At 63.7% G+C, this 26,577-nt stretch carries 22 protein-coding genes, 1 tRNA gene and 2 pseudogenes; 11 read left to right on the plus strand and 14 right to left on the minus strand.

Going from position 1 to position 26,577, the window contains the following annotated elements:
* Positions 1-146: 146 nt before the first annotated feature.
* Positions 147-2,675 carry a ribonuclease R gene (gene rnr / locus F7R02_RS13090; protein WP_078590566.1) on the minus strand — a complete coding sequence of 843 codons (2,529 nt, stop codon included), beginning with the start codon at positions 2,673-2,675 and terminating at the stop codon, positions 147-149.
* A gap of 121 nt (positions 2,676-2,796) precedes the next feature.
* On the opposite strand from rnr, the gene F7R02_RS13095 reads away from it, so the two are divergent.
* Positions 2,797-2,883, plus strand: a tRNA-Leu gene (locus F7R02_RS13095).
* 323 nt (positions 2,884-3,206) lie between these two features.
* On the opposite strand, the gene F7R02_RS13100 is transcribed toward F7R02_RS13095, so the two are convergent.
* Together F7R02_RS13100 and F7R02_RS13115 are read right to left on the minus strand one after the other, a co-directional pair.
* Positions 3,207-4,730, minus strand: a complete 1,524-nt coding sequence (locus F7R02_RS13100; RefSeq protein WP_172397270.1) for a platelet-activating factor acetylhydrolase IB subunit — start codon at positions 4,728-4,730, stop codon at positions 3,207-3,209.
* Between the two features lie 327 nt (positions 4,731-5,057).
* Positions 5,058-6,239 (minus strand): acyl-CoA dehydrogenase family protein, encoded by a 1,182-nt coding sequence (locus F7R02_RS13115; protein ID WP_172397271.1) that lies wholly within the window; start codon positions 6,237-6,239, stop codon positions 5,058-5,060.
* An 88-nt stretch (positions 6,240-6,327) separates the two neighbouring features.
* Here F7R02_RS13115 and F7R02_RS13120 point away from each other — a divergent pair, with 88 nt between their 5' ends.
* The 3 genes from F7R02_RS13120 (at position 6,328) to metH (ending at position 11,460) form a co-directional block, all read left to right on the plus strand.
* Positions 6,328-7,323: an ArsR/SmtB family transcription factor gene (locus tag F7R02_RS13120; RefSeq protein WP_003484667.1), complete on the plus strand. Its 996-nt coding sequence runs from the start codon at positions 6,328-6,330 to the stop codon at positions 7,321-7,323.
* A complete protein-coding gene (locus tag F7R02_RS13125; protein WP_078590569.1) occupies positions 7,320-8,459 on the plus strand; it encodes a homocysteine S-methyltransferase family protein in 1,140 nt (379 codons plus the stop codon). Before F7R02_RS13120 ends, F7R02_RS13125 begins: the two co-directional genes overlap by 4 nt.
* Before the next feature lie 247 nt (positions 8,460-8,706).
* The gene (metH, locus tag F7R02_RS13130; RefSeq protein WP_078590572.1) at positions 8,707-11,460 is read left to right on the plus strand and encodes a methionine synthase; all 2,754 of its coding nucleotides are present in this window, start codon (positions 8,707-8,709) and stop codon (positions 11,458-11,460) included.
* Positions 11,461-11,597: 137 nt separating this feature from the next.
* Here metH and F7R02_RS13135 read toward each other — a convergent pair whose 3' ends face one another.
* From F7R02_RS13135 to F7R02_RS13180, 10 genes and pseudogenes are all read right to left on the minus strand, one after another.
* Positions 11,598-12,803 carry an AGE family epimerase/isomerase gene (locus F7R02_RS13135; protein WP_078590573.1) on the minus strand — a complete coding sequence of 402 codons (1,206 nt, stop codon included), beginning with the start codon at positions 12,801-12,803 and terminating at the stop codon, positions 11,598-11,600.
* Entirely contained in the window at positions 12,800-13,786 is a 987-nt protein-coding gene (locus F7R02_RS13140) for a carbohydrate kinase family protein (RefSeq protein ID WP_033484228.1), read from the minus strand. Before F7R02_RS13140 ends, F7R02_RS13135 begins: the two co-directional genes overlap by 4 nt.
* Positions 13,783-15,093 (minus strand): L-fucose:H+ symporter permease, encoded by a 1,311-nt coding sequence (gene fucP, locus F7R02_RS13145; protein ID WP_033484225.1) that lies wholly within the window; start codon positions 15,091-15,093, stop codon positions 13,783-13,785. The genes F7R02_RS13140 and fucP overlap by 4 nt, the downstream gene beginning before the upstream one ends.
* Before the next feature lie 13 nt (positions 15,094-15,106).
* Positions 15,107-16,277: pseudogene (locus F7R02_RS13150) on the minus strand (LacI family DNA-binding transcriptional regulator).
* Between the two features lie 140 nt (positions 16,278-16,417).
* Positions 16,418-17,263, minus strand: a complete 846-nt coding sequence (locus F7R02_RS13155) for a transporter (protein WP_033484223.1) — start codon at positions 17,261-17,263, stop codon at positions 16,418-16,420.
* A 327-nt stretch (positions 17,264-17,590) separates the two neighbouring features.
* A complete protein-coding gene (locus F7R02_RS13160; RefSeq protein ID WP_011050998.1) occupies positions 17,591-18,325 on the minus strand; it encodes a DUF2058 domain-containing protein in 735 nt (244 codons plus the stop codon).
* Between the two features lie 18 nt (positions 18,326-18,343).
* Positions 18,344-18,580, minus strand: a complete 237-nt coding sequence (locus F7R02_RS13165; protein ID WP_003483700.1) for a SlyX family protein — start codon at positions 18,578-18,580, stop codon at positions 18,344-18,346.
* Positions 18,573-19,922 carry a UDP-glucose dehydrogenase family protein gene (locus tag F7R02_RS13170; RefSeq protein ID WP_078590576.1) on the minus strand — a complete coding sequence of 450 codons (1,350 nt, stop codon included), beginning with the start codon at positions 19,920-19,922 and terminating at the stop codon, positions 18,573-18,575. The genes F7R02_RS13165 and F7R02_RS13170 overlap by 8 nt, the downstream gene beginning before the upstream one ends.
* A gap of 25 nt (positions 19,923-19,947) precedes the next feature.
* Positions 19,948-20,919, minus strand: coding sequence for an FKBP-type peptidyl-prolyl cis-trans isomerase (locus tag F7R02_RS13175; protein ID WP_033484221.1), 972 nt, complete (start codon positions 20,917-20,919; stop codon positions 19,948-19,950).
* Positions 20,920-21,009: 90 nt separating this feature from the next.
* Positions 21,010-21,567: a glutathione peroxidase gene (locus tag F7R02_RS13180; RefSeq protein ID WP_078590578.1), complete on the minus strand. Its 558-nt coding sequence runs from the start codon at positions 21,565-21,567 to the stop codon at positions 21,010-21,012.
* 134 nt (positions 21,568-21,701) lie between these two features.
* Between F7R02_RS13180 and F7R02_RS13185 the strand changes: the two genes are divergently transcribed.
* The 7 genes from F7R02_RS13185 to F7R02_RS13215 all read left to right on the plus strand — a co-directional run bounded on the left by F7R02_RS13185 (position 21,702) and on the right by F7R02_RS13215 (position 26,350).
* The gene (locus F7R02_RS13185) at positions 21,702-21,950 is read left to right on the plus strand and encodes a hypothetical protein (RefSeq protein WP_015472303.1); all 249 of its coding nucleotides are present in this window, start codon (positions 21,702-21,704) and stop codon (positions 21,948-21,950) included.
* 2 nt (positions 21,951-21,952) lie between these two features.
* Positions 21,953-22,315 (plus strand): GntR family transcriptional regulator, encoded by a 363-nt coding sequence (locus F7R02_RS13190; RefSeq protein WP_003483692.1) that lies wholly within the window; start codon positions 21,953-21,955, stop codon positions 22,313-22,315.
* Positions 22,312-23,187 carry an ABC transporter ATP-binding protein gene (locus F7R02_RS13195; RefSeq protein ID WP_005913764.1) on the plus strand — a complete coding sequence of 292 codons (876 nt, stop codon included), beginning with the start codon at positions 22,312-22,314 and terminating at the stop codon, positions 23,185-23,187. Before F7R02_RS13190 ends, F7R02_RS13195 begins: the two co-directional genes overlap by 4 nt.
* The gene (locus tag F7R02_RS13200) at positions 23,184-24,170 is read left to right on the plus strand and encodes a hypothetical protein (RefSeq protein WP_003483688.1); all 987 of its coding nucleotides are present in this window, start codon (positions 23,184-23,186) and stop codon (positions 24,168-24,170) included. Before F7R02_RS13195 ends, F7R02_RS13200 begins: the two co-directional genes overlap by 4 nt.
* A 10-nt stretch (positions 24,171-24,180) precedes the next feature.
* The gene (locus tag F7R02_RS13205) at positions 24,181-24,999 is read left to right on the plus strand and encodes a DUF4097 family beta strand repeat-containing protein (RefSeq protein ID WP_078590580.1); all 819 of its coding nucleotides are present in this window, start codon (positions 24,181-24,183) and stop codon (positions 24,997-24,999) included.
* Positions 25,000-25,030: 31 nt separating this feature from the next.
* Positions 25,031-25,561: a DUF2884 family protein gene (locus F7R02_RS13210; RefSeq protein WP_005925590.1), complete on the plus strand. Its 531-nt coding sequence runs from the start codon at positions 25,031-25,033 to the stop codon at positions 25,559-25,561.
* A 366-nt stretch (positions 25,562-25,927) separates the two neighbouring features.
* Positions 25,928-26,350: a hypothetical protein gene (locus tag F7R02_RS13215; RefSeq protein ID WP_003483680.1), complete on the plus strand. Its 423-nt coding sequence runs from the start codon at positions 25,928-25,930 to the stop codon at positions 26,348-26,350.
* 121 nt (positions 26,351-26,471) lie between these two features.
* Here the strand turns inward: F7R02_RS13215 and F7R02_RS13225 are convergent.
* Positions 26,472-26,577 (minus strand): annotated as a pseudogene (locus tag F7R02_RS13225) (IS5/IS1182 family transposase); the annotation flags it as partial.

Raw genomic sequence — 26,577 nt, forward strand, 5'->3', positions numbered from 1 at the left:
ATCGGCCGGAAACGCCGGCACGCTGCGATGGATCAGCGCCATCTGCACCCATCCGACGACTCTCGCTATATGTTAGTGGCTGCTCTTGCCACCACTAAACGTGCTGCGGGCTGCCATTTCGGTCGCCCGCAGCATGGGCCTGCAGCTCAGTACGATTTCTTCTTGCGCTTGGTCGGCTTCTCGCGGGGCGGCAGCGGCGCCTCGGGCGCTGCGCCATTTTCGTCGGCCAGGCGGAAATCGATCTTGCGCTCTTCCATGCTGGCCTTGAGCACCAGCACACGCACCGGGTCGCCGAGGCGGAACTCGCGGCCACGGCGCTCGCCGCTGAGCGTCTTGCGAATCGGATCGAACTGGTAATAGTCCTGCGGCAGCTGCGTGACGTGCACCAGGCCGTTGACCTTGGACTGCGTCAACTCCACGAACAGGCCAAATCCCGTCACACCGCTGATCACGCCATCGAACTGGCCACCGACGTGCTTTTCCATCCACGCTGCGCGGTAGCGCTCGTCCACTTCGCGCTCGGCTTCATCGGCACGCCGTCCGCGCTCGGAGCATTGCAATGCCAGCGCCGCCATCTGACGCGGGGTATAGATGAATGTCTGCGGGCTGGCGCCGGTCAGTGCGTGCTTGATTGCGCGGTGTACCAACAGATCCGGGTAACGCCGAATCGGCGAGGTGAAATGCGCGTATGCCTCCAACGCCAGACCGAAATGGCCGTTGTTCTCCGGCGAATACACCGCCAGGCTCTGGCTGCGCAGCAACACCGATTCCAGCAGCGCCGCATCCGGACGCGCGCGCACCTTCTTCAGCAGCTTGGTGTAGTCGCCGGGTCGTACCTTGCTCCATGCCGGCAAGCTCAGCTGGAATTCCTTGAGGAACTCCAGCAGGTCTTCGTACTTGCTCTCCGGCGGGCGCTCATGCACACGGTAGGGCGCGGGCACATGCACGCTCAGCAGGTAGCGCGCCGCCTCGACGTTGGCGGCGATCATGCATTCTTCGATGAGCTTGTGGGCATCGTTGCGCACCAGCATGCCGGCCTGGGTGACTTCGCCGGTATTGTCCAGCACGAAGCGCACTTCGGAGGTTTCGAACTCGATTGCGCCGCGATGCGTGCGCGCCTTCGACAGCAGGTGATACAGCTGATGCAGGCGCTGCACTTGCGGCAGCAACGGACCGATGAAGGCCTTGGTATCCGCATCGTCTTCGCCCACCGCCTTCCAGACCTGGCTATAGGTCAGGCGTGCGTGCGAATTCATCACCGCTTCGTAAAAACGCGAGCCGGTCACTTCGCCATCGCGCCCCACCTGCATGTCGCAGACGAAACACATGCGGTCGACCTTGGGCATCAGCGAGCAGATGCCGTTGGACAGCGTTTCAGGCAGCATCGGCACCACGAACCCAGGGAAATACACCGAGGTGGCGCGCTTTTGCGCTTCGTCGTCCAGCGGCGTCCCGGGACGCACGTAGTTGGACACGTCGGCGATTGCCACCACCAGACGGAAGCCGTCGGCGTTGGGTTCGCAATACACCGCGTCGTCGAAATCCTTGGCGTCTTCGCCATCGATGGTGACCAGTGGCATCTGCCGCAGGTCCACGCGCCGGCCGATCATCTGCGGCTCGACCACCAACGGCACGGCCGCCGCTTCGTCCAGTACTTCTTGCGGAAATTCGTGCGGTAATTCATGGCCGTGGATGGCCATTTCCACGACCAGCGACGGCGTCAGCTTGTCGCCCAGCACCGCGATGATCTTGCCGATCGCCGGGCGGCGCGCGTCCGGCGGGGCGATCAGTTCGCAGACCACCAATTGGCCTTCGCGTGCCTCGCCGATACCGTCCGGAGCGATCTGCACATTGCGCTGGATGCGCTTGTCGTCGGGGTCGACGTAAGCCACCCCGTGCTCATAGAAGAAGCGCCCCAGCATGCGCGACATGCCACGCTCGAGCACGCGCGCAATGGCGCCTTCGCGACGGCCGCGGCGATCGATGCCGGTGACATTGGCGAGCGCGCGGTCGCCATGCATGACCTTGCGCATTTCGAACGGTGGCAGGAACAGATCGTCGCCGCCCTCGTCGGGTTTGAGGAAACCAAACCCCTCCGGATTTGCGATGACCACGCCGGCGATCAGGCTGGTCTGCTGCACCGGCGCATAACCGCCGCGGCGGTTCTGCACCAGCTGTGCTTCGCGCACCATCGCAGCCAGGCGCTTGCCCAGTGCGTCGATGCGATCGCTCAGATTGAGCTGCTCGGCAATTTCTTCGGCGGTCTGCGGACCGTCGCAGGCTTCCAGCAACTGCAGGATCGCCTCGCGGCTGGCGATCGGCTCGGCATACCGAAGAGCCTCGCGCTCGGCATGCGGATCCTTGAATTCGGCAGCCGCGGGCGCGGCGGTCTGGAAGCGTTCCGGCGGCGGCGCAGACGGGCCACTCTTGCGCGGATGCGGAGCGCGCGGCGCAGGCGGCGCGGTCGCCGGCTGTGGCGAGGCTTTGGAGGCGTTGGATGCTTTGTCGGCAGCGCGCTTGTTGGCGGACCTGGTCGATGCGCCGGCTGCGGCACGGACCAGGAAGTCTGGCATCCAGCCCGGCAACTTCTGCTGTTCGGCAGCGCTGGAATCGCCTGCGCCGGTGGATTTGCGGCGACTCGGCCGATCGGAATCTGGGGTTTTTTTCTTTGTCATTGCTTACATGGTACTGCGTGGCGCGGCGAGATGGGCAGCAAGGCCGGCGCGACCGCCGACGATTACTGCACAGAAACCATTGACAAGCCTGTCGGGAGCCTGCAGAATTTGCGGATCACCTGCCCAGGTGGCGGAATTGGTAGACGCACTAGCTTCAGGTGCTAGCGGGGGCAACTTCGTGGAGGTTCGAGTCCTCTTCTGGGCACCAGTTTAAAGTTTAAAAAGACCTCCGAGCAATCGGGGTTCTTCTGGTTTCTGCGGCTCGAAAATGCAGTGCTCTGTACTCGATCGCCGCGCCGAGCCCTTGCCGGCACCTCGACCCGGGCTCGCTTTCCTGGCGTCGGACGCGGCAGATAGCCTCGCTTGAGCCCGTCGGCCGTCATCACGCTCCACGCGGAATGTGGGCCCGCGCAATGCTAAAAAAACCAAACGCGACTGTCGGCACGCACAACGCAGCAGCGCGCGGGCGGCCGCAGTGCCACACTCACCAGCCGCGCTCGCCTTTCGACGAACGCGCGCGCGCCGCCCCCGTCACGGCGCAGCGGTAATTCCTGCCTCGCGCAGCGCCCGTGCCCAGATGCGGTAGCCGGATTCGCTGGGATGGGTGCCATCGGGCATCAGCGCTTCGGGCAGCGTGCCGTCGGGCTGCAGCAGCCTGGGGCCGATATCGACCAACTGCACCGCCGGATCCTTGGCATAGCGCGCGACCAGCAGCCGGTTTGTCTCGGCGATCGGCGCGCGCCGCGCATCGTCGGGGTTGCGGCCACGCGGCATGATCGCCATCAGGATCAGCTTGCTGTTGGGCAGGCGGCGGCGCACCTCACTCACCACCGCCTGCACACCCAACGCCGCTTCAGCCGGGGTACTGGCGCGCGATTGCGCCGTGCCGCTGAGATTGTTGGTGCCGAGATGCAGCACCACCCAGCGCGGGTCCAGACCATTGAGTTCGCCCTGGCGGATGCGCCACAGCACATTTTGCGTGCGGTCCCAGCCGAAGCCCAGATTCAGTACCGGCCGCATGCCATACAACCATTGCCACGATTCGGGGCCACTGACGCGCGTGGCCTGCGGCGGCCCAGACCAGAAATGGGTGATCGAGTCGCCGATCATCACTACCTCCGGCTTCAGGCTGCGCGCGATGGCCAGCGCTGCGTGGTGGCGTGCGTACCAGTCGTAGGAATCCTGCTCCAGCCAGTCGACCGGCATCAGCGAGGTCGCCGCGTCACGGCCGAGTTCGGCCACCGGCTTGACCGGCGGCTCGCCCAGCAGCCGCGCGAGCGTGGGCTCGATCGCTTCGGCCAGCATGCGCTGCCCCCGCGTGTCCGGATGCAAGGCACCGGCCGCCGGACGGAACCGGGTGTCGTAAAACAGCTCGGTGCGCAGCTTGCCGTCGCGCTGGAAGACCGAGCTCACATCCAGATAGGTCACGCGTGGGTTGTCGCCGTAACGCACGGCCAGGCCCTGATTGATCTGCGCATCGCGCCGCGATTTTTCGCTGGAGAGATCGCTGGGCAACACACTCAGCAGCAGGATGTGCGTGCGCGGCAGCTTTTGCTCGATCGCTGCGACCACCGCATCGATACCGAGTTGGGTCTGCTCGGCGGTTTGACCGAGATGGCCGGTGTTATTGGTGCCGATCAGCACCAGCGCGACCTTCGGCTGCAGCCCGTCGACTTCGCCATTGGCCAGCCGCCACAACACGTTTTCGGTGCCGTCGCCACTGAAACCCAGGTTGAGTGCGCCGCGGCTACCGTAGAAGGTTTGCCAGGTCGGCTGGAAGTCTTCGTCCGGCGCCCTGGCTTTTTCGTAGTTTTGGGTGATCGAATCGCCGATCAGCAGCAATTTGGTATCCGGGTGCTGCTTGACCTGTTCCAGCACCTGGGCATGCCGCTGCGCCCACCAGGACTCCTGCAGGCGATCGGTCGGCACGATCGACGGTGGCGGCGTTTGCGCGCTTGCCATCGTGCAGAACAGCAGCAGCCCCCAGCACCAAAGCGTATGTGCAAAGCCGGAGCGTAAAACACGGAACGAAGCAGCGTGCGAAGACCGGGACATGCGCGCACCAGACACGGGAGAGGCGTCGATTGTGGTCCGCGCCTGCAACGCAGGACAAGCGTTGGCGTAGCCGCCCTTGGTGATCACAACGCACTGCAGCAAGCGCTCGGACCTTGCCGCATCGCTGCGGTCCGAGCGCGCTCCCGCGCTGCCGCGTATAGCGGCAGCGCGGGAGCGCGGCAAGACCTCAGCGCAAGCCAGTCTCGCCGCGCGCATTCACCAGGCGCTGAATTTCCGAAGTCCCCTCGTAGACCTCGGTGATCTTGGCGTCGCGGAGAGCGCTCCAGCGTTGCCGCGCGTGGCGGCAGCGCTGGAGCGCGGTCGACTTCAGCGCAAGCCAGTCTCGCCTCGCGCAATCACCAGGCGCTGGATTTCCGAGGTGCCCTCGTAGATTTCGGTGATCTTTGCATCGCGAAAGTAGCGCTCCAGCGGCATTTCTTTCGAATACCCCATGCCGCCATGGATTTGCACGGCCTGATGGGTGATCCACATCGCCGCCTCGGATGCAGTGAGCTTGGCCACTGCCGCTTCGGTGCCGAACTTCTGCCCCTGCCCTTTCAACCACGCGGCGCGCAGCGTCAGCAGCAGCGCTGCATCCAGCTTGCACTTCATGTCGGCGATCTTGGCCTGGGTCATCTGGAACGTGCCAATCGCCGCGCCGAATGCCTTGCGCTCCTTGACGTAGGCCAGCGTGGCCTCATAAGCCGCACGTGCAATCCCGACCGCTTGCGAGGCAATACCGATGCGCCCGGCGTCCAGAACGCTCATCGCAGTCTTGAAGCCCTCGCCTTGCACGCCCAGCACTTCATCGGGCTGCGCAACGTAATCGGCAAACTCGATTTCGCAGGTGGCCGAGGCGCGAATGCCGAGCTTGGGCTCGGTCTTGCCGCGATGAAAACCGGCGCGATCGGTGTCGACCATGAACGCAGTGATGCCGCGCGAACCCTTGTCCGGCTCGGTCATTGCAAACAAGACGATGTACTTGGCCACCGGGCCGGAGGTGATCCAGCTCTTCTTGCCGTTGATGAGGAAGCTGCCATCGGCCTGCTTGACCGCGCGGCAGCGCATTGCCGAGGCATCCGAGCCGGACTGCGGCTCGGTCAGCGCAAACGCACCGATGTGCGCGCCTTCGGCGATCGCGCGCACGTAGAGCTGCTTTTGCGCTTCGCTGCCGTTCTTCAGAATACCGGTGCAAAACAGCGAGTTGTTGACCGAAACGATGGTGGAATGCGCGCCGTCGGCCGCGGCGATTTCGATCATCGCCAGCGCGTAGCTGATCGGGTCCATGCCGGCGCCGCCGTATTCGACCGGCACCTCGATGCCCATCAGGCCGTTTTCGCCCAACAGGCGGATATTTTCGAGCGGGAATTCGCCGCTACGGTCGAATTGCTCGGCGCTGGGCGCGATCTTTTCCTGCGCGATGCGGCGCGCCACATCCTGGATCATTAATTGTTCTTCGGTGAAGCTGAAATCCACGTCGCACCCCTTCAGGCCTGAGCTGAGCCCCATTGTAGCGCCAACCATTCGCATGCGTATGTAGTTGACCGCACCTGGCGCCGGGTCGAAAATATCTCCATATCGCGATATAGAGATATTCATGGATCTGGAAGACTGGTCGGCACGCCTGAAGGTATTCGCCGACGCCACCCGAGTCCGCCTGCTGGCCTTGCTGGAGCAGGAAGAACTCACCGTGGCCGAGCTGTCGGCCATCACCCGCCTGGCGCAGCCGCGGGTGTCCACGCACCTGGCCAAACTCAAGGAAGCCGGGCTGGTCCGCGACCGTCGCGCCGGGGTGTCGGCGTATTACCGCTTCGACGAAGTGTCGCTGGACCCGGCCCAACGGGCGCTGTGGCTGGCACTGAGCACCGGCAGCGACGACCCGTTGTTGCGCCAGGATGCCGAGCGCGTGGCCGCCGTGCTGGCCAACCGTGCCGCGGACCAGAACTGGGCCGATTCGGTGGCCGGCGACATGGAGCGGCATTACTCGCCGGGCCGCACCTGGGAGGCCCTGGCGCGCACCGCCCTGCCCCTGCTGGAAACCGGCGACGTGCTCGATATCGCGTCCGGCGACGGCGTGCTGGCCGAACTGGTGGCACCGCACGCCACCCGCTACATCTGCATCGACACCAGCGCGCGCGTAGTTGCGGCCGCCAGCGAGCGCCTGCGCAAACTACGCAACGTGGAAGTGCGCGAAGGCGATATGCATGCGCTGCCATTCCCCGATGCCAGCTTCGACCTGGTGGTGCTGATGCATGCACTGACCTACGCGGCCAAACCGGCGCAGGCGGTAGCCGAATCGGCGCGCGTGCTGCGCCCGGGCGGCCGCCTGCTGCTGTGCAGCCTGGCCAAGCACGAACATCGCGCCGCAGTGCATGCGTACGGCCACGTCAATCTGGGCTTTGCGGCCAAGGAGTTGCGCAAGTTCGTTGAAAAAGCCGGGCTGGACGTCTCCAGCCTGGAGACGGTGACACGCGAAAAACGCCCGCCCCATTTCGAAGTGATCTCGCTGATTGCGGTGAAGCCGGGAATGGCGAATCGGGATTCGGGATTAGTGGAAAACAAAGACACCGCTGCGCGGAGAACCGGACCATGACGCACGTGCGAATCCCTAATCCCGAATCTCCAATCCGGTTTGCATTGCCGTGGCTGCATCCAGAACGCGCAGCCAAGCTCACTGCCGCGCTTGCCGAGCGCATCCTCATCATCGATGGGGCGATGGGCACCATGATCCAGCGCCACGATCTGCAGGAGCCCGATTACCGCGGCACCCGCTTTGCCGACGGCTACGACAGTGCGCACGTGCACGGCCCCGGTTGCGACCACGCGCACGTACCGCAGGGCCACGACCTGAAGGGCAACAACGATCTGCTGCTGTTGACCCGCCCGGAAATCATTGCCGGCATTCATCGTGCCTACCTGGAGGCAGGTGCCGATCTCCTGGAAACCAATACCTTCAACGCCACGTCGGTGAGCCAGGCCGACTATCACCTGGAACATCTGGTGTACGAGTTGAACAAGGCCGGCGCACAGGTCGCGCGCGCCTGCTGCGACGACGTCGAGGCGTTGACCCCGCACAAGCCGCGCTTTGTGATCGGCGTGCTCGGCCCCACCAGCCGTACTGCCTCGATCAGCCCGGACGTCAACGACCCGGGCTACCGCAATACCAGTTTCGATGCGCTGCGCGCAACCTATCGCGAGGCTATCGAGGGCCTGATCGATGGCGGCGCGGATACGCTGATGGTGGAAACCATCTTCGACACGCTCAACGCCAAGGCCGCGCTGTATGCGATCGAAGAGGTCTTCGACGCGCGCGGCGGGCGTTTGCCGGTGATGGTCTCCGGCACCATCACCGATGCATCCGGTCGCACCTTGTCGGGACAGACTGCCGAAGCGTTTTATGCATCCGTCGCGCACGGCCGGCCGTTGTCGATCGGCCTGAATTGCGCGCTCGGCGCCAGGGATTTGCGCCCGCATGTGGAAACGCTGGCGCAGATCGCCGACACCTATGTCAGTGCGCATCCGAATGCCGGCTTGCCGAATGCCTTCGGCGAATACGACGAGACGCCGGAAGAAGTGGCGCAGACGCTGCGCGAATTCGCACAGGCCGGCCTGCTCAATCTGGTCGGTGGCTGCTGCGGCACCTCGCCCGACCATATCCGCGCCATTGCCGAGGCGGTCGCTGATCTGCCACCGCGGCAATTGCCGGGCGCACAAGAGCTGGCGGCGTGATGCGTCAGGCTCACCCTCATCCGCCCTTCGGGCACCGTCTCCCGCTGGCGGGAGAAGGACAGTGCGGCGCTTGGATTGCCGCAAGGACGCGCCGTGCGCAGTCCACCTGCCTTCTCCCACTTGCGGGAGAAGGTGGCGCGAAGCACCGGATGAGGGCCGCATTGCACCGCGCCCCAGGGTCGGACCGTGAACACCTACTCACCACGACCGATCGCGCCGTCGGCGTCGCCTTCCAGCAGAGCCTTGCATGAGCACTCCCCGCTACACCCGCTTGTCCGGCCTTGAGCCGCTGGTCATTACGCCGGACCTGTTGTTCGTCAATGTCGGCGAGCGCACCAACGTCACCGGCAGTGCGCAGTTCCGCAAGCTGATCAAGGAGGAGCGCTACGAGGAAGCGGTGGAGGTCGCGCGTCAGCAGGTGGACAGCGGTGCGCAGATCCTCGACGTCAACATGGATGAAGGCCTGATCGATTCGGAGAAGGCAATGACGCGCTTTCTCAACCTGATCATGTCCGAGCCGGATATCGCGCGCATTCCGGTGATGGTGGATTCGTCCAAGTGGAGTGTCATCGAAGCGGGATTGAAGTGCCTGCAAGGCAAGAGCGTGGTGAATTCCATCTCGCTCAAGGAAGGCGAAGCGGTGTTCATCGAACACGCCCGCAAGGTCTTGCGCTACGGCGCCGCCGCGGTGGTGATGGCCTTCGACGAAGCGGGCCAGGCCGACACCTGCGCACGCAAGGTCGAGATCTGCACGCGCGCCTACACGCTGCTGACCGAGCAGGTGGGCTTTCCGCCGGAAGACATCATCTTCGACCCGAACATCTTTGCCGTGGCCACCGGCATCGAAGAGCACGACAACTACGCGGTGGACTTCATCGAAGCTACCCGCATCATCAAGGACACGCTGCCGCGCTGCCATGTGTCCGGCGGCGTTTCCAATGTCTCGTTCTCGTTCCGCGGCAACGAAACCGTACGCCAGGCAATCCACTCGGTGTTCCTGTTCCATGCGATCAAGGCCGGTATGGACATGGGCATCGTCAACGCCGGCGGCATGCCGATCTACGACGAACTGGACCCGGAACTGCGCGAACGCGTGGAGGACGTGATCCTCAACCGACGCCGTGACGGCACCGAACGTCTGCTGGAAATCGCCGAGCGCTACAAGGGCACCAAGGGCGCGGCAAAAGTCGAAGACCTGGCCTGGCGCGACAAGCCGGTACGCGCGCGCTTGGCGCATGCGCTGGTGCATGGCATCGATGCATTCGTGGAAACCGATACCGAAGAAGCGCGCCAGCATTCCACACGCCCTCTGGACGTGATCGAAGGCCCGCTGATGGACGGCATGAACGTGGTGGGCGATTTGTTCGGCGCCGGCAAGATGTTTTTGCCGCAGGTGGTCAAGTCCGCGCGCGTGATGAAAAAAGCGGTGGCGTATCTGCTGCCCTTCATCGAAGCGGAAAAACTGCGCACCGGCGATGTCGGCAAGTCCAACGGCAAGATCATCATGGCCACCGTCAAGGGCGACGTGCACGACATCGGCAAGAACATCGTCGGCGTGGTGTTGGCCTGCAACAACTTCGATGTGGTGGATCTGGGCGTAATGGTCTCGGCGCAGGTGATCCTGGATCGCGCACGCGAAGAAAACGCGGATCTGATCGGGCTGTCCGGCCTCATCACGCCATCTCTGGAAGAAATGTCGCATGTGGCGCGCGAGATGCAGCGGCAGGGCTTTGACATTCCGTTGTTGATCGGCGGCGCAACGACCTCGCGCGCGCACACCGCGCTGAAGATCGACCCGCACTACACCGCGCCCATCGTGTGGGTGAAGGACGCCTCGCGTGCCGTGGGCGTGGCGCAGTCGCTGATCTCGCGCGACCTGCGCCAGGCCTTCGTCGCCGCCAACGATGCCGATTACGCGGAAATCCGCGCACGCCACCGTAATCGCGGCGATGCCAAGCGCTTGGTGTCGCTCGAAAAAGCGCGTGCGCAACGCTTCGACGGCGATTGGGGCACTTACACGCCACCGGCCCCACGCCAGCCAGGCATCCACGTCTTCGATGACTACCCGTTGCAGGAGCTGATCGAACTCATCGACTGGACGCCGTTCTTTCAGGCATGGGAACTGGCCGGCAAGTTTCCCGCGATTCTCAGCGACGAAATCGTCGGCACCCAGGCCAGCGAGCTGTATCGCGACGCACGCCGCATGCTCAAGCGCATCGTCGAAGAGAAGTGGCTGACGGCCAAGGCCGTGTTCGGGCTGTGGCCGGCAAATAGCGTTGGGGATGATGTTGAGGTGATCCTGACGGACCACCGGGATTCGGAAGTCGAGGTTGGAGATTGGCAGAAGCAAAGCCAATCCCGAATTTCCAATCCCCAATCCCGGCAACTCCTGCACTTTTTGCGCCAACAAGTCGACAAGCCCATCGACCGCCCGGATTTCTGCCTGGCCGATTTCATCGCTCCGAAAAGCAGCGGCACGCAGGACTGGATCGGCGCCTTCGCGGTCACTGCCGGCATCGGTATCGATGCGCATGTGGCCCGGTTCGAAGCCGCGCACGACGACTACAATTCCATCCTGCTCAAGGCTCTGGCCGACCGTCTGGCAGAGGCACTGGCCGAGCGCCTGCATCAACGCGTGCGCACCGAGTTCTGGGGTTATGTCGAGGACGAAGCGTTGGACAACGAAGCCTTGATCGCCGAGCGCTATCGCGGCATTCGCCCGGCACCCGGTTACCCGGCCTGCCCCGAACACAGCGAAAAACGTACCTTGTTCGATCTGCTCGATGCCGAGCGCAACGCCGACATGTCGCTGACCGAAAGCTTCGCGATGCTGCCCACTGCCGCGGTCTCCGGGTATTACTTCAGCCACCCCAAGAGCCAGTACTTCGTGGTCGGGCGACTGAGCAAGGAACAGGTGGCCGATTACGCAAAGCGCAAGGGCATCACGCCGGCACTGGCCGAGCGTTGGCTGGCATCGAATCTGGATTACGACCCGGAGTAAGGGCATCTGCAGTCCGCAGATCGTAGGAGCGCACCCGGGCGCGATGAGGCTTTCCTGGTAGAACCTCATCGCGCCCGGGTGCGTTCCTACGCTGCAATGCCACCGCATTGCGCGGCGGCGCTTGGATCACGCCAGCATCAAGCAGCCGGCCGCAACACGTTCAAGACTTCGTAGCACGCGCCCATGGTGTGGTAATCGGTCTTACCCGCCGGGCTTTTCTCATCGCTGTACTTGCGGTTGTCCGCATCCAGGATGCGATACCACGCGCCATACTGATGGTCGATCATGTGCGCCCACGAATAGGCCCACAGCGTGTCGTACCACTGCCAGTAGCGATCGTCGCCGCTGCGCTGCGCCAGCAATGCGGCAGCGGCCAACGACTCGGCCTGCACCCAGAAATACTTGTCGTCGTCGCAGACATTGCCTTCAGGGTCGAAGCCGTAATACAGCCCGCCGCGCTGCGTATCCCATGAGCGCTCCACCGCCACATCGAACAGGTGCTGCGCGGTGGGCAGCAACCAGTCGGCCGGCGCATAGCGATCCAGCAGCATCAGCAGCTTGGCCCATTCGGTCTGATGGCCCGGCTGAAAGCCCCACGGGCGGAACAGGTGCTTGGGATTATCGCGGTTGTAATCCCAGTCGATATTCCACTGCAGGTCGTAATGCTCCCACACCAGCCCATCGGCTTTGGCAGCCTGGCGTTGGGTCATGTTCTCCGCCAGCACCAGTGCACGATCGAGATAACGCTGCTCGCCGCTGGCCTCGTACGCGGCGATCATCGCCTCGCACATATGCATGTTGGCGTTCTGACCGCGGTAGCTGGTGAAGTTGAACTGCGCGTCGGCTTCGTCGCGATACAAGCCGAAGCCTGCTTCCCAGAAGTGTTTTTCCAGCAGTTGCCAGGTTTCGTCCATCCACGCACGCGCCTCATCGACGCCGGCTTTCAAGCCGCACGAATACGCCAGCAACACAAAGGCAACGCCGTAGCAGTGATTCATGTCGTCTTCGACCACGCCATCGCGCAGCGTCCACGCATAACCCCCGGTTTGCGGGTTGCGATGCACGTTGCGCAGATAGTCCAGCCCGTGACGTACCGCCTGCAGGTACGCAGCATCGCCGAACTCGCGGTAGGCCATCGCGTAGTTGAAGACGAAGCGCGTACTGCTGACCAAGTGCCGATGCCCGGCATCGTAGATCGAACCGTCATCGCGGAAATACTGGAAAAACCCACCGGCCGGATCGATCGCGCGCGGATGATAGAACGCCATGGTGTCGGCGATGTGCTGGCGCAAGACGTCGGCCGAACGGAAATCGGGTGCGGGTGTTGCAGGCAAACGGCTCATGATTGTTCCTGGATCAAGGAATGGACTTCATCGATGCTCGGCATTGCCGCGAACGCGCCCTTGCGCGTCACCGCCAGCGCGCCGACCGCGGCAGCAAACCGGATCACCTCATTGATTACCGCGGGATCACCGCACAGCTGCTCCAGCGATGCAGCACGCGTTGCCAGCTGATACAGCAGCCCGCCGACGAACGCATCGCCGGCGGCGGTGCTATCGCGCACCTGCACCTGGAACGCCGGCACCTGGCCCGAATCGGTACGTGTCTGCCAATGCACCGGCCCGCCGCCATCGGTGACCAGCAACCAACTGGCCCTGCCCTGCCACAGCTTTTGCGTGACCGCACTGGCGTCGCTATCGAGCGTTCCCGCCAGATACTCAAGTTCCTCGCGCGAAAGCTTGACCACATCGGCCAACGCCAGCGCCTCCCATAGCAACGGCGCCGGGTCGACATCCTGCGGCCACAGCATCGGGCGCAGATTCAGATCAAGGCTGACGATGGCGCCATCGGCGCGCGCACGGCGCATGCCGTCGAGCGTGCACTGGGCAATTTCCGGCTCGGTCATGCTGTTGGAGCACACATGCAAGACCGCTGCCTGCGTAAACCCGTCCGCAGCGAAGTGCTCGGGACGGAACAACAGGTCCGCTGCCGGTGGACGGTAGAAACTGAAACTGCGTTCGCCCGCGTCGTCCAACGCAACGAACGCCAACGCAGTCTTGGCCTGATCGGTGCGTACGATGCCGTCGGTCGCCACGCCCGATTGCTGCAGGCTTTGCAGCAGGAAATCGCCGAACATGTCGCGCCCGAGCATGCCCACAAAATGCGCAGCGCCCCCCAGGCGCGCCACCGCAACGGCGACATTGGCCGGCGCACCGCCGGCATATTGCGCGAAGGTGCGCGCCTCGTCCGGGCGGGCCTGCGGCAACGCCAGCATGTCGATCAGCGCTTCGCCGAAACACACCACCTGATGCTTGCTCGCACTCATGCGCGTGCCTCCGCCAGTGCGCCGCGCAACCGCGAGCCCCAGATACCGTAGAACACGATGTACAGGTAGCACAGCAACGGCAGCACGAACGACTCATGCAGGCCGATGCTGTCGGCGAGCAACCCTTGCAGATACGGCACGATTGCGCCGCCGACAATGGCCATGATCAGCAGGCTCGACGCGCGCCCGGTCAGCGGACCAAGCCGCTCGATGCCCAGGGTGAAGATGGTCGGGAACATGATCGAATTGAACAGGCCGATCGCCACCAGCGCGTACACCGCCAACATGCCGCCGCTGGCCATGGTCAGGCCCAGCAACACCGCGTTGATTGCAGCGAACACCGACAACAACACGCGCGGCGACAGCTTGGCCAGCAGCGCCGAGCCGATGAAACGGCCGATCATCGCCAGCGTCCAGTAGGCCGACACATACCTGGTTGCCTCGCGCTCGGTGAACCCACCGATCTGCGGCAGCGAGAAGTAATTGACCATCAGGCTGCCGATCGCCACTTCTGCGCCAACGTAGAAAAAGATCGCCAACACACCGAAGCGCACATGCGGGTGTTGCAAGGCATCGAGCAAGGAATGCGTGCTGTCGTCTTTCTGTGCGCTGGCGTCGGTCAGAGCCGGCAGACGGAACAAAAACACGAAGATCGCCAACAGGAACAGCACGATGCCCAGCCCGATGTACGGGCCTTGCACGGCCTGCGCTTCCTGCACGCGATAAGCCAGTTGCTCAGCTTCCGGCAGGGCCTTCAGTTGGTCGCCGCTCATTACCGTGTTGGACAGGATCAACCAGCCGCCCAACAGTGGCGCGATTGCAGTGCCGAGCGAATTCAGTGCCTGGGCCAGGGTCAAGCGACTGGAGGCGCTACGCTCTGGCCCCAGCAAGGCGACGTAGGGATTGGCCGCCACCTGCAAGATGGTGATGCCAGTGGCCAATACGAACAACGCGCCGAGAAATGCGCTGTACACGCGCAATTCCGCCGCCGGCCAGAAGCCCAGCGCGCCGACCGCCGCCACCGCCAAGCCGGCCACGATACCCTGCTTATAGCCCAACCGGTTCACCAGCCAACCGGCCGGCAGCGACATCAGGAAATAGGCACCGAAGAAGGTGAACTGCACCAGCATCGCCTGCGCGAAGTTGAGCTCGAACACCGCCTTCAGATGCGGAATCAGGATGTCGTTGAGGCAGGTCAGAAAGCCCCACATGAAAAAGATCGTGGTGACCACCGACAACGCGACGCCGTTGTTGACGGGCGCCTTGTTGCCGCTGGGCACGGAGGATTGCGTGGAAAGGGAAACCATAGGGATTGTCTGGTCAGCGGCCTGAGGCCTTGGTGGGGGAATGGGCGGATGGACCGCTTGGGGGAGGTGGTGACATTCGCGTTGTGGGTCCGCAGGCGCTGCTCGCACGAATATTCAGTGCGACTGCGGCGGTCAGCTGTTGTGCGGCAAGCTCGGGGCTACCGATGCGTTGCAGCACCAATTGCGCAGCCTGCCTGCCCCGCGCACGCGGGTCTGCAGCCAGGGTGGTCAATGCAGGCGTGAACAGCGCCGCTTCGGCGATATCGTCGAAGCCGGTCACCGCGAAGTCGCGGCCGGGTACGAGGCCGTGCTTGGCCAGTGCCGCCATCAAGCCGAGCGCAACGGTGTCGTTGTAGCAGACCGCCGCAGTCGCTGCCTGCGCCGTACCGTTTAGCAAGCGCGCCCCGCAGACTGCGGCGTCCTGGCGATTTGGAGCCGACTCGACGTAATGCGTTTCCAGGTCCGCCTCCTGCATCGCACGCGCGTAGCCGGCGCGGCGCTGGCGGCAGGAACTGGATGCGGCATGCCCACCGAAGAACACGATACGCCGATGACCTTGCGCGATCAGATGCGAACAGGCCACGAACGCGCCTTGTGCGTTGTCGAGCGCCAGCAGATCCCAGTGCGCGCCTTCCACCTCGCGATTGAACAGCACCACGTTGCGCTGGCGGCCGAGCACCTGGCTCAGCGCCTGCGCCTGGCTGCCTTCGGCCGGCGACAGGATGATGCCCGCCGGCGTGTGCTCCATCAGCGAGGTCAGCACTGCTTGTTGACGCTGCGTCGATTCGCCAGTGCTACCGAGCAAGGTGACATAGCCGGCTGCGCCCAGTGCTTCGTCGACGCCGGCGGCGAACTCGGCAAAAAACGGGTTGGACAAATCGTTGATCACCAGCGCGACGCTGGACGAGGTGCGCTGGCGTAAATTCGCCGCGGCGCGGTTGTAGACGTAATTCTGCCGATCCAGCTCGGCCTCCACGCGCGCGCGCGTGCTCGCATGCACGAGCGGGCTACCGCGCAGCACCAGCGACACCGTTGCGCGCGAGACACCAATGGCGCCGGCGATATCGCGTAACGTCACCGCGCCGCGCGCCCTGCGTCGCGTCGTCCGTTGTCATCTCGGGTGTCGGCTTGGCTGGCGTCACGTGGCAAGCCTTGCGGTGGAAGAAAGACACATGCAGTGGCATCAAATTGGATCGATCCAATTAGGCCTTTTCCGCGCAGCCAATGCATGCGGCAGTGCAACATAGCTCACCTGGCACCAGGCTGAGAGGCCCAGGGCAACGCGCCGACTGGCCAGTGACCCAGCAGCGGCGGTTCGTGCCACTCACTCAAACGCGATCGACAGTCCGATGCCACCCTGCCAGTCCGGGCTTTCCGAGGTCAGTCCGCGCAACACCGACACATCCAGCTGCATCGCATGCGGCAGCTGCCAGGCGCCACCCGCCCCAGCCACACGCGCATGCTCGCTGCCGGTGTCCAAGCCCGCTTCCACATAGCTGCTGAAATGGTCGCCGGAGAAAAACGTGTAATTGGGAGAGAACGTCCAGGTGTGCCCGTCGTCGTCGCGCGCGTAATTGACGTATAACGCGATGGCGCGCTGCTGCGCCAGATCCCAGGATGCAGTCACCCCGAGTTCGCGCGAGTAGCCGTCGCTGAAGGCCGGGCTGCCGGTCGGGATGCTGTAAGTGCCCAACGCAGCCCAATGAAAGTTCTCCGAGCGCGATGGCAAGGCCACCTTCAACCCGACACTGCTGTCGCCACCGCCACGCACCCGCGCGCCACCGCCATGCTGCCAGTTGTAGCTGTCGCTCCCGAGTTGCAGCTCCACATCCTGGAACAACCCCAGACGCAGCAGCGTGTCGGCAGTGTATTGGGTCGTGCGCTGCCCGCCGCTGCGATCGGTACTCGCATCAGGCAAGCCCTGTTCCCAGGCAAACGCACCTGGCTGCAACGCCTCCGCAGCGAACGGAATGCCCGGCCGGTCGAACGCCGGCGCATCGTCTGACTGCGCGGCGGCGTGCCCGCTAGCCACGCACAGCGCAAGCATCGCCAAAGCCGACGGCGTTCGGCGCGGCGCCCGCACCGGCACGCGAACAGGCGCACGAGAGACGACGGCCGCCACGGCGTTGGATTTCAAGGATTTCGACCACAGGGACATATGCAGCACCATTGGCAGGACAGAGCAACCACGCAGGGACGAGGCCACGGCAGAGGCGCCAGCCCGCATCGATACGTAACGGCGCGCATGGTGCCGCGCCGCCTGTGACCGGCTTGTATAGCGGCGCTCTGGCCATTGTCTGCCGGGTTAGCGGTCAGGGTGAGCCCCGATGGCAGTGCGGCACCATGACCAGACAACCAGCATGCGTTCTACGCCCGACAATCCGATGGCCGCCCTCTGGCTTACGCGGCGGCTGCGCGCTTGCTGGCTGCGGAAAATGCCTAAAAAAAAGGGCACCCGTAGGCGCCCGTATACAACACACACCACGCAGCGCGCGTCTTACCAGACCAGATCGTCGGGCACCTGATATTTCGGATCAGCGTACGGGTCCTCGCCCGCTGGTGCGTTTGGGTCCACTTTCAATGCCACCGATGGGGCGAACACCGCTTCGGCTTCGGCGAGAAGCTCGGCAGTCACCAGCAGATAGCGTCCGTTGAGTTGCAGCACGCCCAGCTCCCCGGTGTTGAGCGCCTTGAGCTGATCGGCGTTGACGTAAATGCGCTTGATCTTGCCGCCATACGGAAAGTGCCGGGCGATATCCGCAGCGGCATCATTCAGGCCCTTGTCCTTCACCAGCGCTTCGAGCTTGGCCTTGGCTTCGCGACGCAGACGTGCTTCTTCCTGCTTCACTCGCTCGGCTTCGATGCGCTCGTCCTTCTCGCGCTGCGCACGGATCGCATAGGCCTTGGCCAGATCGATATCTTCGCGCGTGCGCGCCGGCCTGGGGCCACGGCGGTCTGCAGCGGGATGCTGCGGACGCGGCGCTGCACCGGGCTTGCCGTCATGACGACGCTCGGGCCTGCCAGCGGGTTTGCGCTCGCCATGGCCATCGGTCGCCGCAGCGGCATGCGGACGCTGCGGCCCCCTGGCCTGGCCCGGCCGATTACCCCCGGGTGCTGGCTTGCCACCATTGCCATGCGCACGCGCTGCAGGACGTGCATCGGGTTTGCGTTCGGGCTTGGGCGCGGACTTGAAGCCCAACCCAAGCAACTGGTCACGTAAGGTATCGCTCATGGCGGTGGCAATCTGCAATCAGTAGTGCGGAGGCGGCGGTTCGTCCGCTGCATCGGCAAACAATGTGGAGCGCACCTTGCCCAGATCCTCGAGCAGGTGGCGGATCAATTCGGCATTGCGTGCGCCCGTCAAACGGGCGTCTGCAAGTGCTTCACTCAGTTCGTTGAGCGCCTGCTCCTGGAAGGAGAGGCGCGTTTCCAATTCGATCAACCGCGCTTCCAGCGCGCGGTCTTGCAGCGGGAGTTGCTCATGCATACAGCGAACGGCCTCGTCCAATGGCGTAGTACGCCAGACCTGCGGCTTCGATCTCTTGCGGGTCGTAAAGGTTGCGGCCGTCGAAGACGACATCGTCCTTCAAGGCCTGCTTGATCTTGCCGAAGTCCGGGCTCCGGAACTGCTTCCACTCGGTAACCACGACCAGTGCGTCGGCATCTTCCAGTGCAGAAAAGGCATTGTCGCAGAAGGTCAGATCATCGCGCTCGCCGAAGATGCGCCTGGCTTCGCGAGTGGCTTCAGGGTCGTAGACGCGCACGGTGGCACCGGCTTCCCACGACTGTTCCATCAAGCGACGGCTGGACGCAGCACGCATGTCGTCGGTATTGGGCTTGAACGCCAGACCCCACACCGCGAAGGTCTTGCCGGCCACAATGCCGGCGCCCTCGGTGCCGTAATGCCGCTGCACCAGTTCGAACAGATGGCCCTTCTGCGCGTTATTGACGCTTTCCACTGCGTTGAGCAGGGTCGGCTGCATTCCGTACTGCTCGGCCGTCTTGGCCAATGCCTGCACGTCCTTCGGGAAGCACGAGCCGCCGTAACCGGCGCCGGGATAGATGAAGTGCCAGCCAATACGCGGATCAGAGCCGATGCCGTTACGCACGTGTTCGACGTCGGCACCGACACGCTCGGCAATATTGGCGATCTCGTTCATGAAACTGATCTTGGTCGCCAGCATCGCGTTGGCCGCGTACTTGGTCAGCTCGGCCGAACGCACGTCCATTTCGACGATGCGATCGCGGTTGCGATTGAACGGTGCGTACAGGCGACGCATGCGCGCAATGGCCGCCGGCTTCTTGGCGCCGATCACGATGCGGTCCGGGCGCATGCAGTCGGCCACCGCGTCGCCTTCCTTGAGGAATTCGGGGTTGGAGACGACATCGAAGTCGTGCGCCACTCCGCGCGCGGCCAGTTCTTCCTGGATCGCCGCGCGCACGCGATCGGCCGTGCCGACCGGCACCGTTGACTTGTTGACCACGATCGCCGGGCCGTCGATATGTCGGCCCACCGTGCGCGCAACTGCCAGCACGTATTGCAGGTCGGCACTCCCATCCTCGTCGGCCGGCGTGCCTACGGCAATGAAGGTGATCTCGCCATGCGCGATCGCGGCAGCCGCGTCGCTGGTGAAGCGCAACCTGCCGGCGGCATGGTTGGCCTTCACCATCGGCTCCAGGCCGGGCTCGTAGATCGGAATCAGCCCGCGATTGAGGGCATCGAGCTTGGCTTGATCGATATCCACGCAGACGACCTGATGCCCCACTTCCGCCAGGCAGGCACCGGTCACAAGACCCACGTAGCCGGTGCCGAAGATCGCAACGCGCATGGAATGAACTGCCTCCTGCGGAAGATCAGGGAAGGATACCCATCAGTTCGACATCGAACGTCAACGTTGCGTCAGGTCCGATCGGTCCTCCTTGCGTGCCGTTCGGGCCATAGGCCAAGTTGGATGGAATCCAGAAACGGTATTTCGAACCGACCGGCATCAACGCCACGCCCTCGGTCCAACCGGGAATGACTTGATCCAGACCGAACTCCGCCGGCTGGCCGCGCTGGTAGGAACTGTCGAAGACCTGCCCGTTGAGCAGCTTGCCTTCGTAGTTCACACGCACCTTGCTGGTCCGCATCGGGCGCTCGCCGCTACCCTGGCGCAACACCATGTACTGCAGGCCGGACGCGGTGGTGATCACGCCCTTCTCGGTCTTGTTCTTGGCAAGGAATTCATTGCCCTGCTGGCGATTGTTGGCAGCGGCAGCGCCCTGCTTGGCAGAGGCGAATGCCTGCATGGTGGCTGCGGCCTCCTGCTGGGTCAGACGCGTGGTGCCCTTGGCGAACACGGTACGCACCGCTTCCATCAGGATCGGCAGATCGATCTCGTCCTTGATACCGGCCAGCGACGGACCAACCGCGCGATCGCCGAGCATCAGGCCGACATTTTCCTTGGACGGTGCAGCCGGCGCGGCGCCCGGCGCCATGCCTGGCACCTGCTGGCCGTTGCGGGCAGCGAGCGCGGTACGCAATGCAGTATCGGTGGCCTGGGTCTGCTCATCCGACAACAGCGGCTTGCCGCCCTTGAATGCATTTTCGATGGCGCGTTGCATCGCGTTCACATCGATGTCCTGAGCGATCGGCTCGAACGAACGTGCCACGTCCATACCGATGGCGTAGCTGACGTTGTCGCGCGTGCTCTTATCAGACGATGCATTCAAAGCTGGCTTCTCCTTGGTGGCCGCTGCGGCCGGTTGCTGCGACATCGCCGGCATCGACGCCGCCATTGCCACCATCAGTAACGACGCCGCCGCGCCGCGCTTTCCCATCTTCATTCGATGCACTTCCCAAAAGTGAAAAGACACGCCACCGATGGCGCTGAATGCGCATTGTCGCACGCGCGCGCGGCGATGCGAGCGCTGCGCTCAGCGCGCCGGCGCCTTGAGCTCGCGTTCGATTGCTGCCAGCACGCTCGGATCGTCCGGTTTGATCTTGCTGGGGAACTGCGCAACCACCCGGCCATCGCGACCGATCAGATACTTGTGGAAGTTCCAGCCCGGCGCCACGCCAGTGGCCTGGGTCAGGCGCTGATACAGCGGCGTTGCCTCGGCACCCAGCACATGGACCTTCTCAAACATCGGGAACTTCACGCCATAGGTCAGCGTGCAGAATTCCTGGATCTGCTTCTCAGATCCCGGTTCCTGTCCCTGGAAATCGTTGGACGGAAAGCCGAGCACGGTGAAGCCGCGGCTGCCGAAGCGCTGGTTGAGCGCTTCCAGACCTTCGTACTGCGGGGTGAAGCCGCACTTGCTGGCGGTGTTGACCACCATGACAACCTTGCCGCCGTAGGTACGGTTCAGGTTGATCGGCGTCTTGACGGCCAGCGGCCGGTACTCCACATTCAGTACCGGGGTGCCGGCAGCGAACGCGGACGTTGCAAAAAAGCCAGTCAATACAAGAGCTAGCAGACGATTGAGCAACATGAGCAATGCCCTTCGATAGTTGAGGCGGCGCACCGATAAAGGGGTGCCATCAGTTGGGGATGACAAACAGTTGACTACCTGCGTGTCGGTGTTATAGTTGAATACAACACCAGTCATCCAGCGCAGGGGAAAGCATGAACAGCACACGCTTCACGCGACCAGTTCCGCTGTTGCTGTTCGGCAGCACCCTGTTTGCCATTGGTTGCCTGGGAGCCGCTTCCAGTCAGGTGACGGAGTCCGGCGCCGATTATGGCGTGTCGGAGGCGGTTACGGAAAACGCGACAACTCCCCCCGAAGCGCGTTCCCGGCCTGGCCGGCATGTGCGCGCTTCGCTGTCGATGCCCTATTTCTCCTTCGCGCAGGCCCTGCGCCCACGGAGCTGATCATGAACGACATTCAGTGGAGCGACGGCGCTCCCATCTACCGCCAACTCAAGGAACGGGTGATTGCCATGATGCTCGATGGAATTCTCAAGCCCGGCGATGCCCTGCCCTCGGTGCGCCAGGTGGCGGCCGATTACCAACTCAACCCCATCACCGTCTCGCGCGCCTATCAGGAACTGGCCGACGAGAATCTGGTGGAGAAACGCCGCGGCCTGGGCATGTTCATGACCCCGGAAGCCGCACAGAAGCTGCGTGGCAGCGAACGCGAGCGTTTCTTGAATGAAGAATGGCCCGCCGTGCTGGAAAGGATCCAGCGCCTGGGACTGTCCATCGACGATCTGTTGCCACAGGGAAAAACACCATGACCGCCGTCTCCTCCGACCATGTGGTCGATGCACGTGGCCTGCGCAAGGCCTACAAGCATCGGCTCGCGCTGGACAACACCAGCTTCACCATCGCCGCTGGCCGCATCATTGGATTGATCGGCCCCAACGGCGCCGGCAAGACCACTGCGCTCAAGGCGGTGCTGGGCCTGACCGATTTCGCCGGCGAGTTGCAGGTGTTGGGCATGGATCCGCGCACGCAGCGCAACGCGCTGATGAACGAGGTCTGCTTCATTGCCGATGTGGCGGTGCTGCCGCGCTGGCTGCGGGTCGGCGAAGCGATCGATTTCGTCGCCGGCGTGCATCCGCGTTTCGATCGCGCCAAGTGCGAACGTTTCCTGGCCAATACCCAGCTCAACCGCAAATCGCGGGTGCGCGAGTTGTCCAAGGGCATGATCGTGCAGCTGCATCTGGCGCTGGTGATGGCCATCGACGCACGCATCCTGGTGCTGGACGAACCGACCCTGGGCCTGGACATCCTCTACCGCAAGCAGTTCTACCAGCGCCTGCTGGAGGATTACTTCGACGAGCAGAAGACCATCATCGTCACCACCCACCAGGTCGAGGAGATCGAACACATCCTCACCGATGTGATGTTCATCCGCGACGGCCGCATCGTGCTCACCGCCGATATGGAAAGCGTCTCCGAGCGCTACACCGAAGTCCTGGTCGGTGCCGATCAGCTGGATGCAGCACGCGCGCTGAAGCCGATCGACGAGCGCGGACTGCCGTTCGGCAAGACCGTGATGTTGTTCGATGGCGCGCCGAAAGAGCAGCTCGCCCGTTTTGGCGAAACCCGCAATCCCGGCCTAGCCGACCTGTTCGTTGCGGTCATGAAGGGGACCTACGCATGAATGCAGTGACCAACCAAGCATCACCCGCACGCACCTTCGCCTGGCTGCTCAAACGCGAATATTGGGAGCACCGTGGCGGCTTCGTGTGGGCGCAGTTCATCACCGGTGGCATTGCGGTGTTCTTCGCGCTGCTGGGTGCGGTGATCGGTGCGATCAGTGCGCGCCGCAACATGGTCGGCGACAGCATTGCCATGGACGACCTGGCCGAATATACCCGCACGCTGGGCCAGGTCGGCGACGGTCTGCTACTGGGCGGCATCGGCATCGCGTCGGTAGTCCTGGCGTTCGTGGTGTTTTTCTATGCGCTCGGCAGCCTGTACGACGACCGCCGCGACCGCAGCGTGCTGTTCTGGAAATCGTTGCCGGTGTCGGACGTGCAGACAGTGTTGTCCAAGGCCGCCTGGGCGTTGCTGCTGGCGCCGCTGATTTCCATCGCGATCGGTGCGGCAGTCGGCATGGCGCTGTGGTTGATTGCCATCGTTGGCGCCTTGATTGCAGGTGTGCCCAGCCCCTGGGCGCTGGCGACCCATTCGCACCCGTTTTCGCTGCTATGGCTGTTGCTGAAGACCGTTCCGATGAGCCTGTTATGGGCGCTGCCGACCGTGGGCTGGCTGATGTTCTGCTCGGCCTGGGCCAACAGCAAGCCGTTCCTGTGGGCGGTGCTGTTTCCGCTGCTGGCCTGCGTGATGCTGAGCATTCTCTCGGCGATGCCGGGCGTGTCGCTGCCGATCGGCTGGATCTGGTACATCGTCGGCTATCGCGGCCTGCTCAGCGCCCTGCCCGGCACCTGGTCGCCGCTTGCCGTCAGCGGCAATCTGGACAGCAGCATGATCCAGAACCCCAGCGATCTGGTGCAGTGGGCATTGCAGCACACCGATAGCACACGTGTGTATGGCAGCCCTGACATCTGGATCGGCGCAGCCATCGGCGTTGCGTTGATCGCCGCCTCCATCTATCTGCGCCGTCGGCGCTCCGAAGCCTGAGGGACGTCCCATGCGCCTGACCCTGAGCCTGGCCATCCTGCTCGCATTGCCCGGTGTCGCAGCAGCAGAGGAGCAGTGCAAATTCTCCGAACCACGCAGCCTGGACCTGCAGCTGACCGGCGTGAAGTCGGTCCTGTTCGAGGTCGCTTCCAACGACCTGCATCTGGACGCCTCGCCCAGCGGCGGCGGAAAACTGAGCGGGCGCGCCTGTGCTGCCAGGGCTGAGTTGCTCAAGAGCCTGACCGTGACCCAGAAACGCGTCGGCGACAAGCTGGTGGTGACCTTGAACGATGACCGCCGGTTCTCCTTCGGCAACAGCTACTCCTACCTGGATCTGCGCGGCAGCGTGCCCAACACGGTGCTGGTGCAATTCGACGTGGGATCCGGCGATGCGCAGATCAACGGCGCCGCCGCAGTGAGCGCCGATGTGGGTTCCGGCGACATGACGATTCGTCGCACCAAGGGCCGCGTGACTGCCAAGGTGGGCTCCGGCGATGTCGAGCTGGAAGACCTGGGCGCTCTGCGCGTGTTGGCAGTGGGCTCGGGCGACCTCAAGGCGCGTGAGGTGCACGGCGCGGTCGAGGTGGCGAAAGTGCAGTCCGGCGAGGTCAAGCTGCACGGCGTCGCAGGCAACATCAAGATCGGCACGATCGGCTCGGGCGATGTCGATGTCCGCGATGTGCAAGGCAATGTCAACGTGGAGTCGGTCGCTTCCGGCGCGTTGAATGTCCGCAAGGTGCGTGGCGATCTGAGCGTGGCGCACAAAGGCAGCGGCGATATCGATGTGAGCGAGGTCTCCGGCAGCACGCGGGTACCGGCAGACAAATGACGACTTCTTTCAGGATGTGGGGGAATTGCTGATGAAATTGCTTGTTTCGGCGGTAGTGATGAGCGTCTTGCTGGCGGGTTGCGGCAAGTCCGAACCGACCGTCAACGTCTCCGGCCAGGCCAATGGTGCCGGCGTGACCTTTACCGGCAAGAGCCTGACGCTCAAGCGCAATGGCTTGCCCGCCGCCACCATCAGTGCCGATGGCGCGCTCAGCGTCGACGGCAAGCCGGTGGACTTGAACGAGGCGCAACGTCAGGCGATGCGCAGTTACTACGCGCAGGTGCAAGGCGTGGCCAAGAAGGGCATCGACATTGGCACCCAGGGCGCGGCGTTCGGCGCACATGCGGCGGGCGAAGCGATCAAGGGCGTGCTCAGCGGCAATTCCGATCAGATCGGCGACAAGATCGAGGCCGAGGCGGACACCTTCAAGAACAAGGCCCTGCAGATCTGCGACCAGCTGGCCACGCTGCGCACCGCGCAGGATGCAGCCGCGCACCTGGTGCCGGCGTTTGCGCCGTATTCGACCCTGACGCAGCACGACATCGACGATTGCCGCAAGTAGAGCGGCCGACAAACCGACTTCGCCCACCGACAAGCGGGCGTCGTCGGTGCGCGGCGCGGCATGTGCCGCTCGTACACTGCGGCGCCTGTGCGCCCCACGCCTAGTCGACGACTAGTCGCGGGGAGGTGGCAGCGCTTCCATCAGCACCGTTCGGCAACTGCGTATCGCACCGCCTGCACAGCTGTTCGCAGGGCGCGCGCCGCTGCTGATTGGCTGGCCGGAAAGCGCCCCCAGCCGACGATGCGTGCACGGCGACCAAACAGAACGATGCCCTGCGACATTTTGGCAGGCACTGGACTGCCGCTTTGCCGATCCGCAGACCGGAGCGGGATTACACTAATGCGCTCTCCTCACTCCATCGACCCCATGAACAAGTTCGTGATGCTCTGCATGGCGCTTCTGCTGTGCACGCTTGCTGCCTGTGGCGACCAATCGTCTCGCCGCGCCGAACGCGGCAAGCCGCGCGTTGCGGTCACCACGCAGTCGGTGATGATCCGCCGCCCGCCGGCTGCCAATGCCGAAATCACCCCCGATGGTACGCTCAAGATCGACGACATCGCGCTGCCGCAGAAAGAGCCGACACGCGCCAAGCTGCAGCTGCTGTTCGGCCACCTGCAGATGTTGCGTCAGCAGGCGGTCAACGAGGCCGGCCCGGATCCGGAATACAAGTCGATCAAGCTGACCGCCACGCCGGAGATCCAGACGCTCAGTGGTCAATTGCTGGATGAAATTCCGTCGCTGCAGCCGTATCGCGAGAGCTTCGGCAATGTGCAGGCCGAGCGGCACTGACGCTTAGGGAAGGTCTGAATAACGAGGCCTGAGAGTGCGGGATGTCGCGTCGTTCCGAAGAGTGGCGTTTGAATCTTTGGAATTTCGCCATTTCTGGCGCTTTCCGTGGGAATTTCCTGGTTTACAGGCGCACGCTCCCCATAGCCGGCAGCAACTGCTTTCGCTTCATCCACAGATTGGAGAGCGCAAACAAGGTCAGCACGTGTGCGGTGTTTTTGGCCAGGCCG

It is taken from the genome of Xanthomonas cissicola (assembly GCF_008801575.1).
Lineage (GTDB): Bacteria > Pseudomonadota > Gammaproteobacteria > Xanthomonadales > Xanthomonadaceae > Xanthomonas > Xanthomonas cissicola.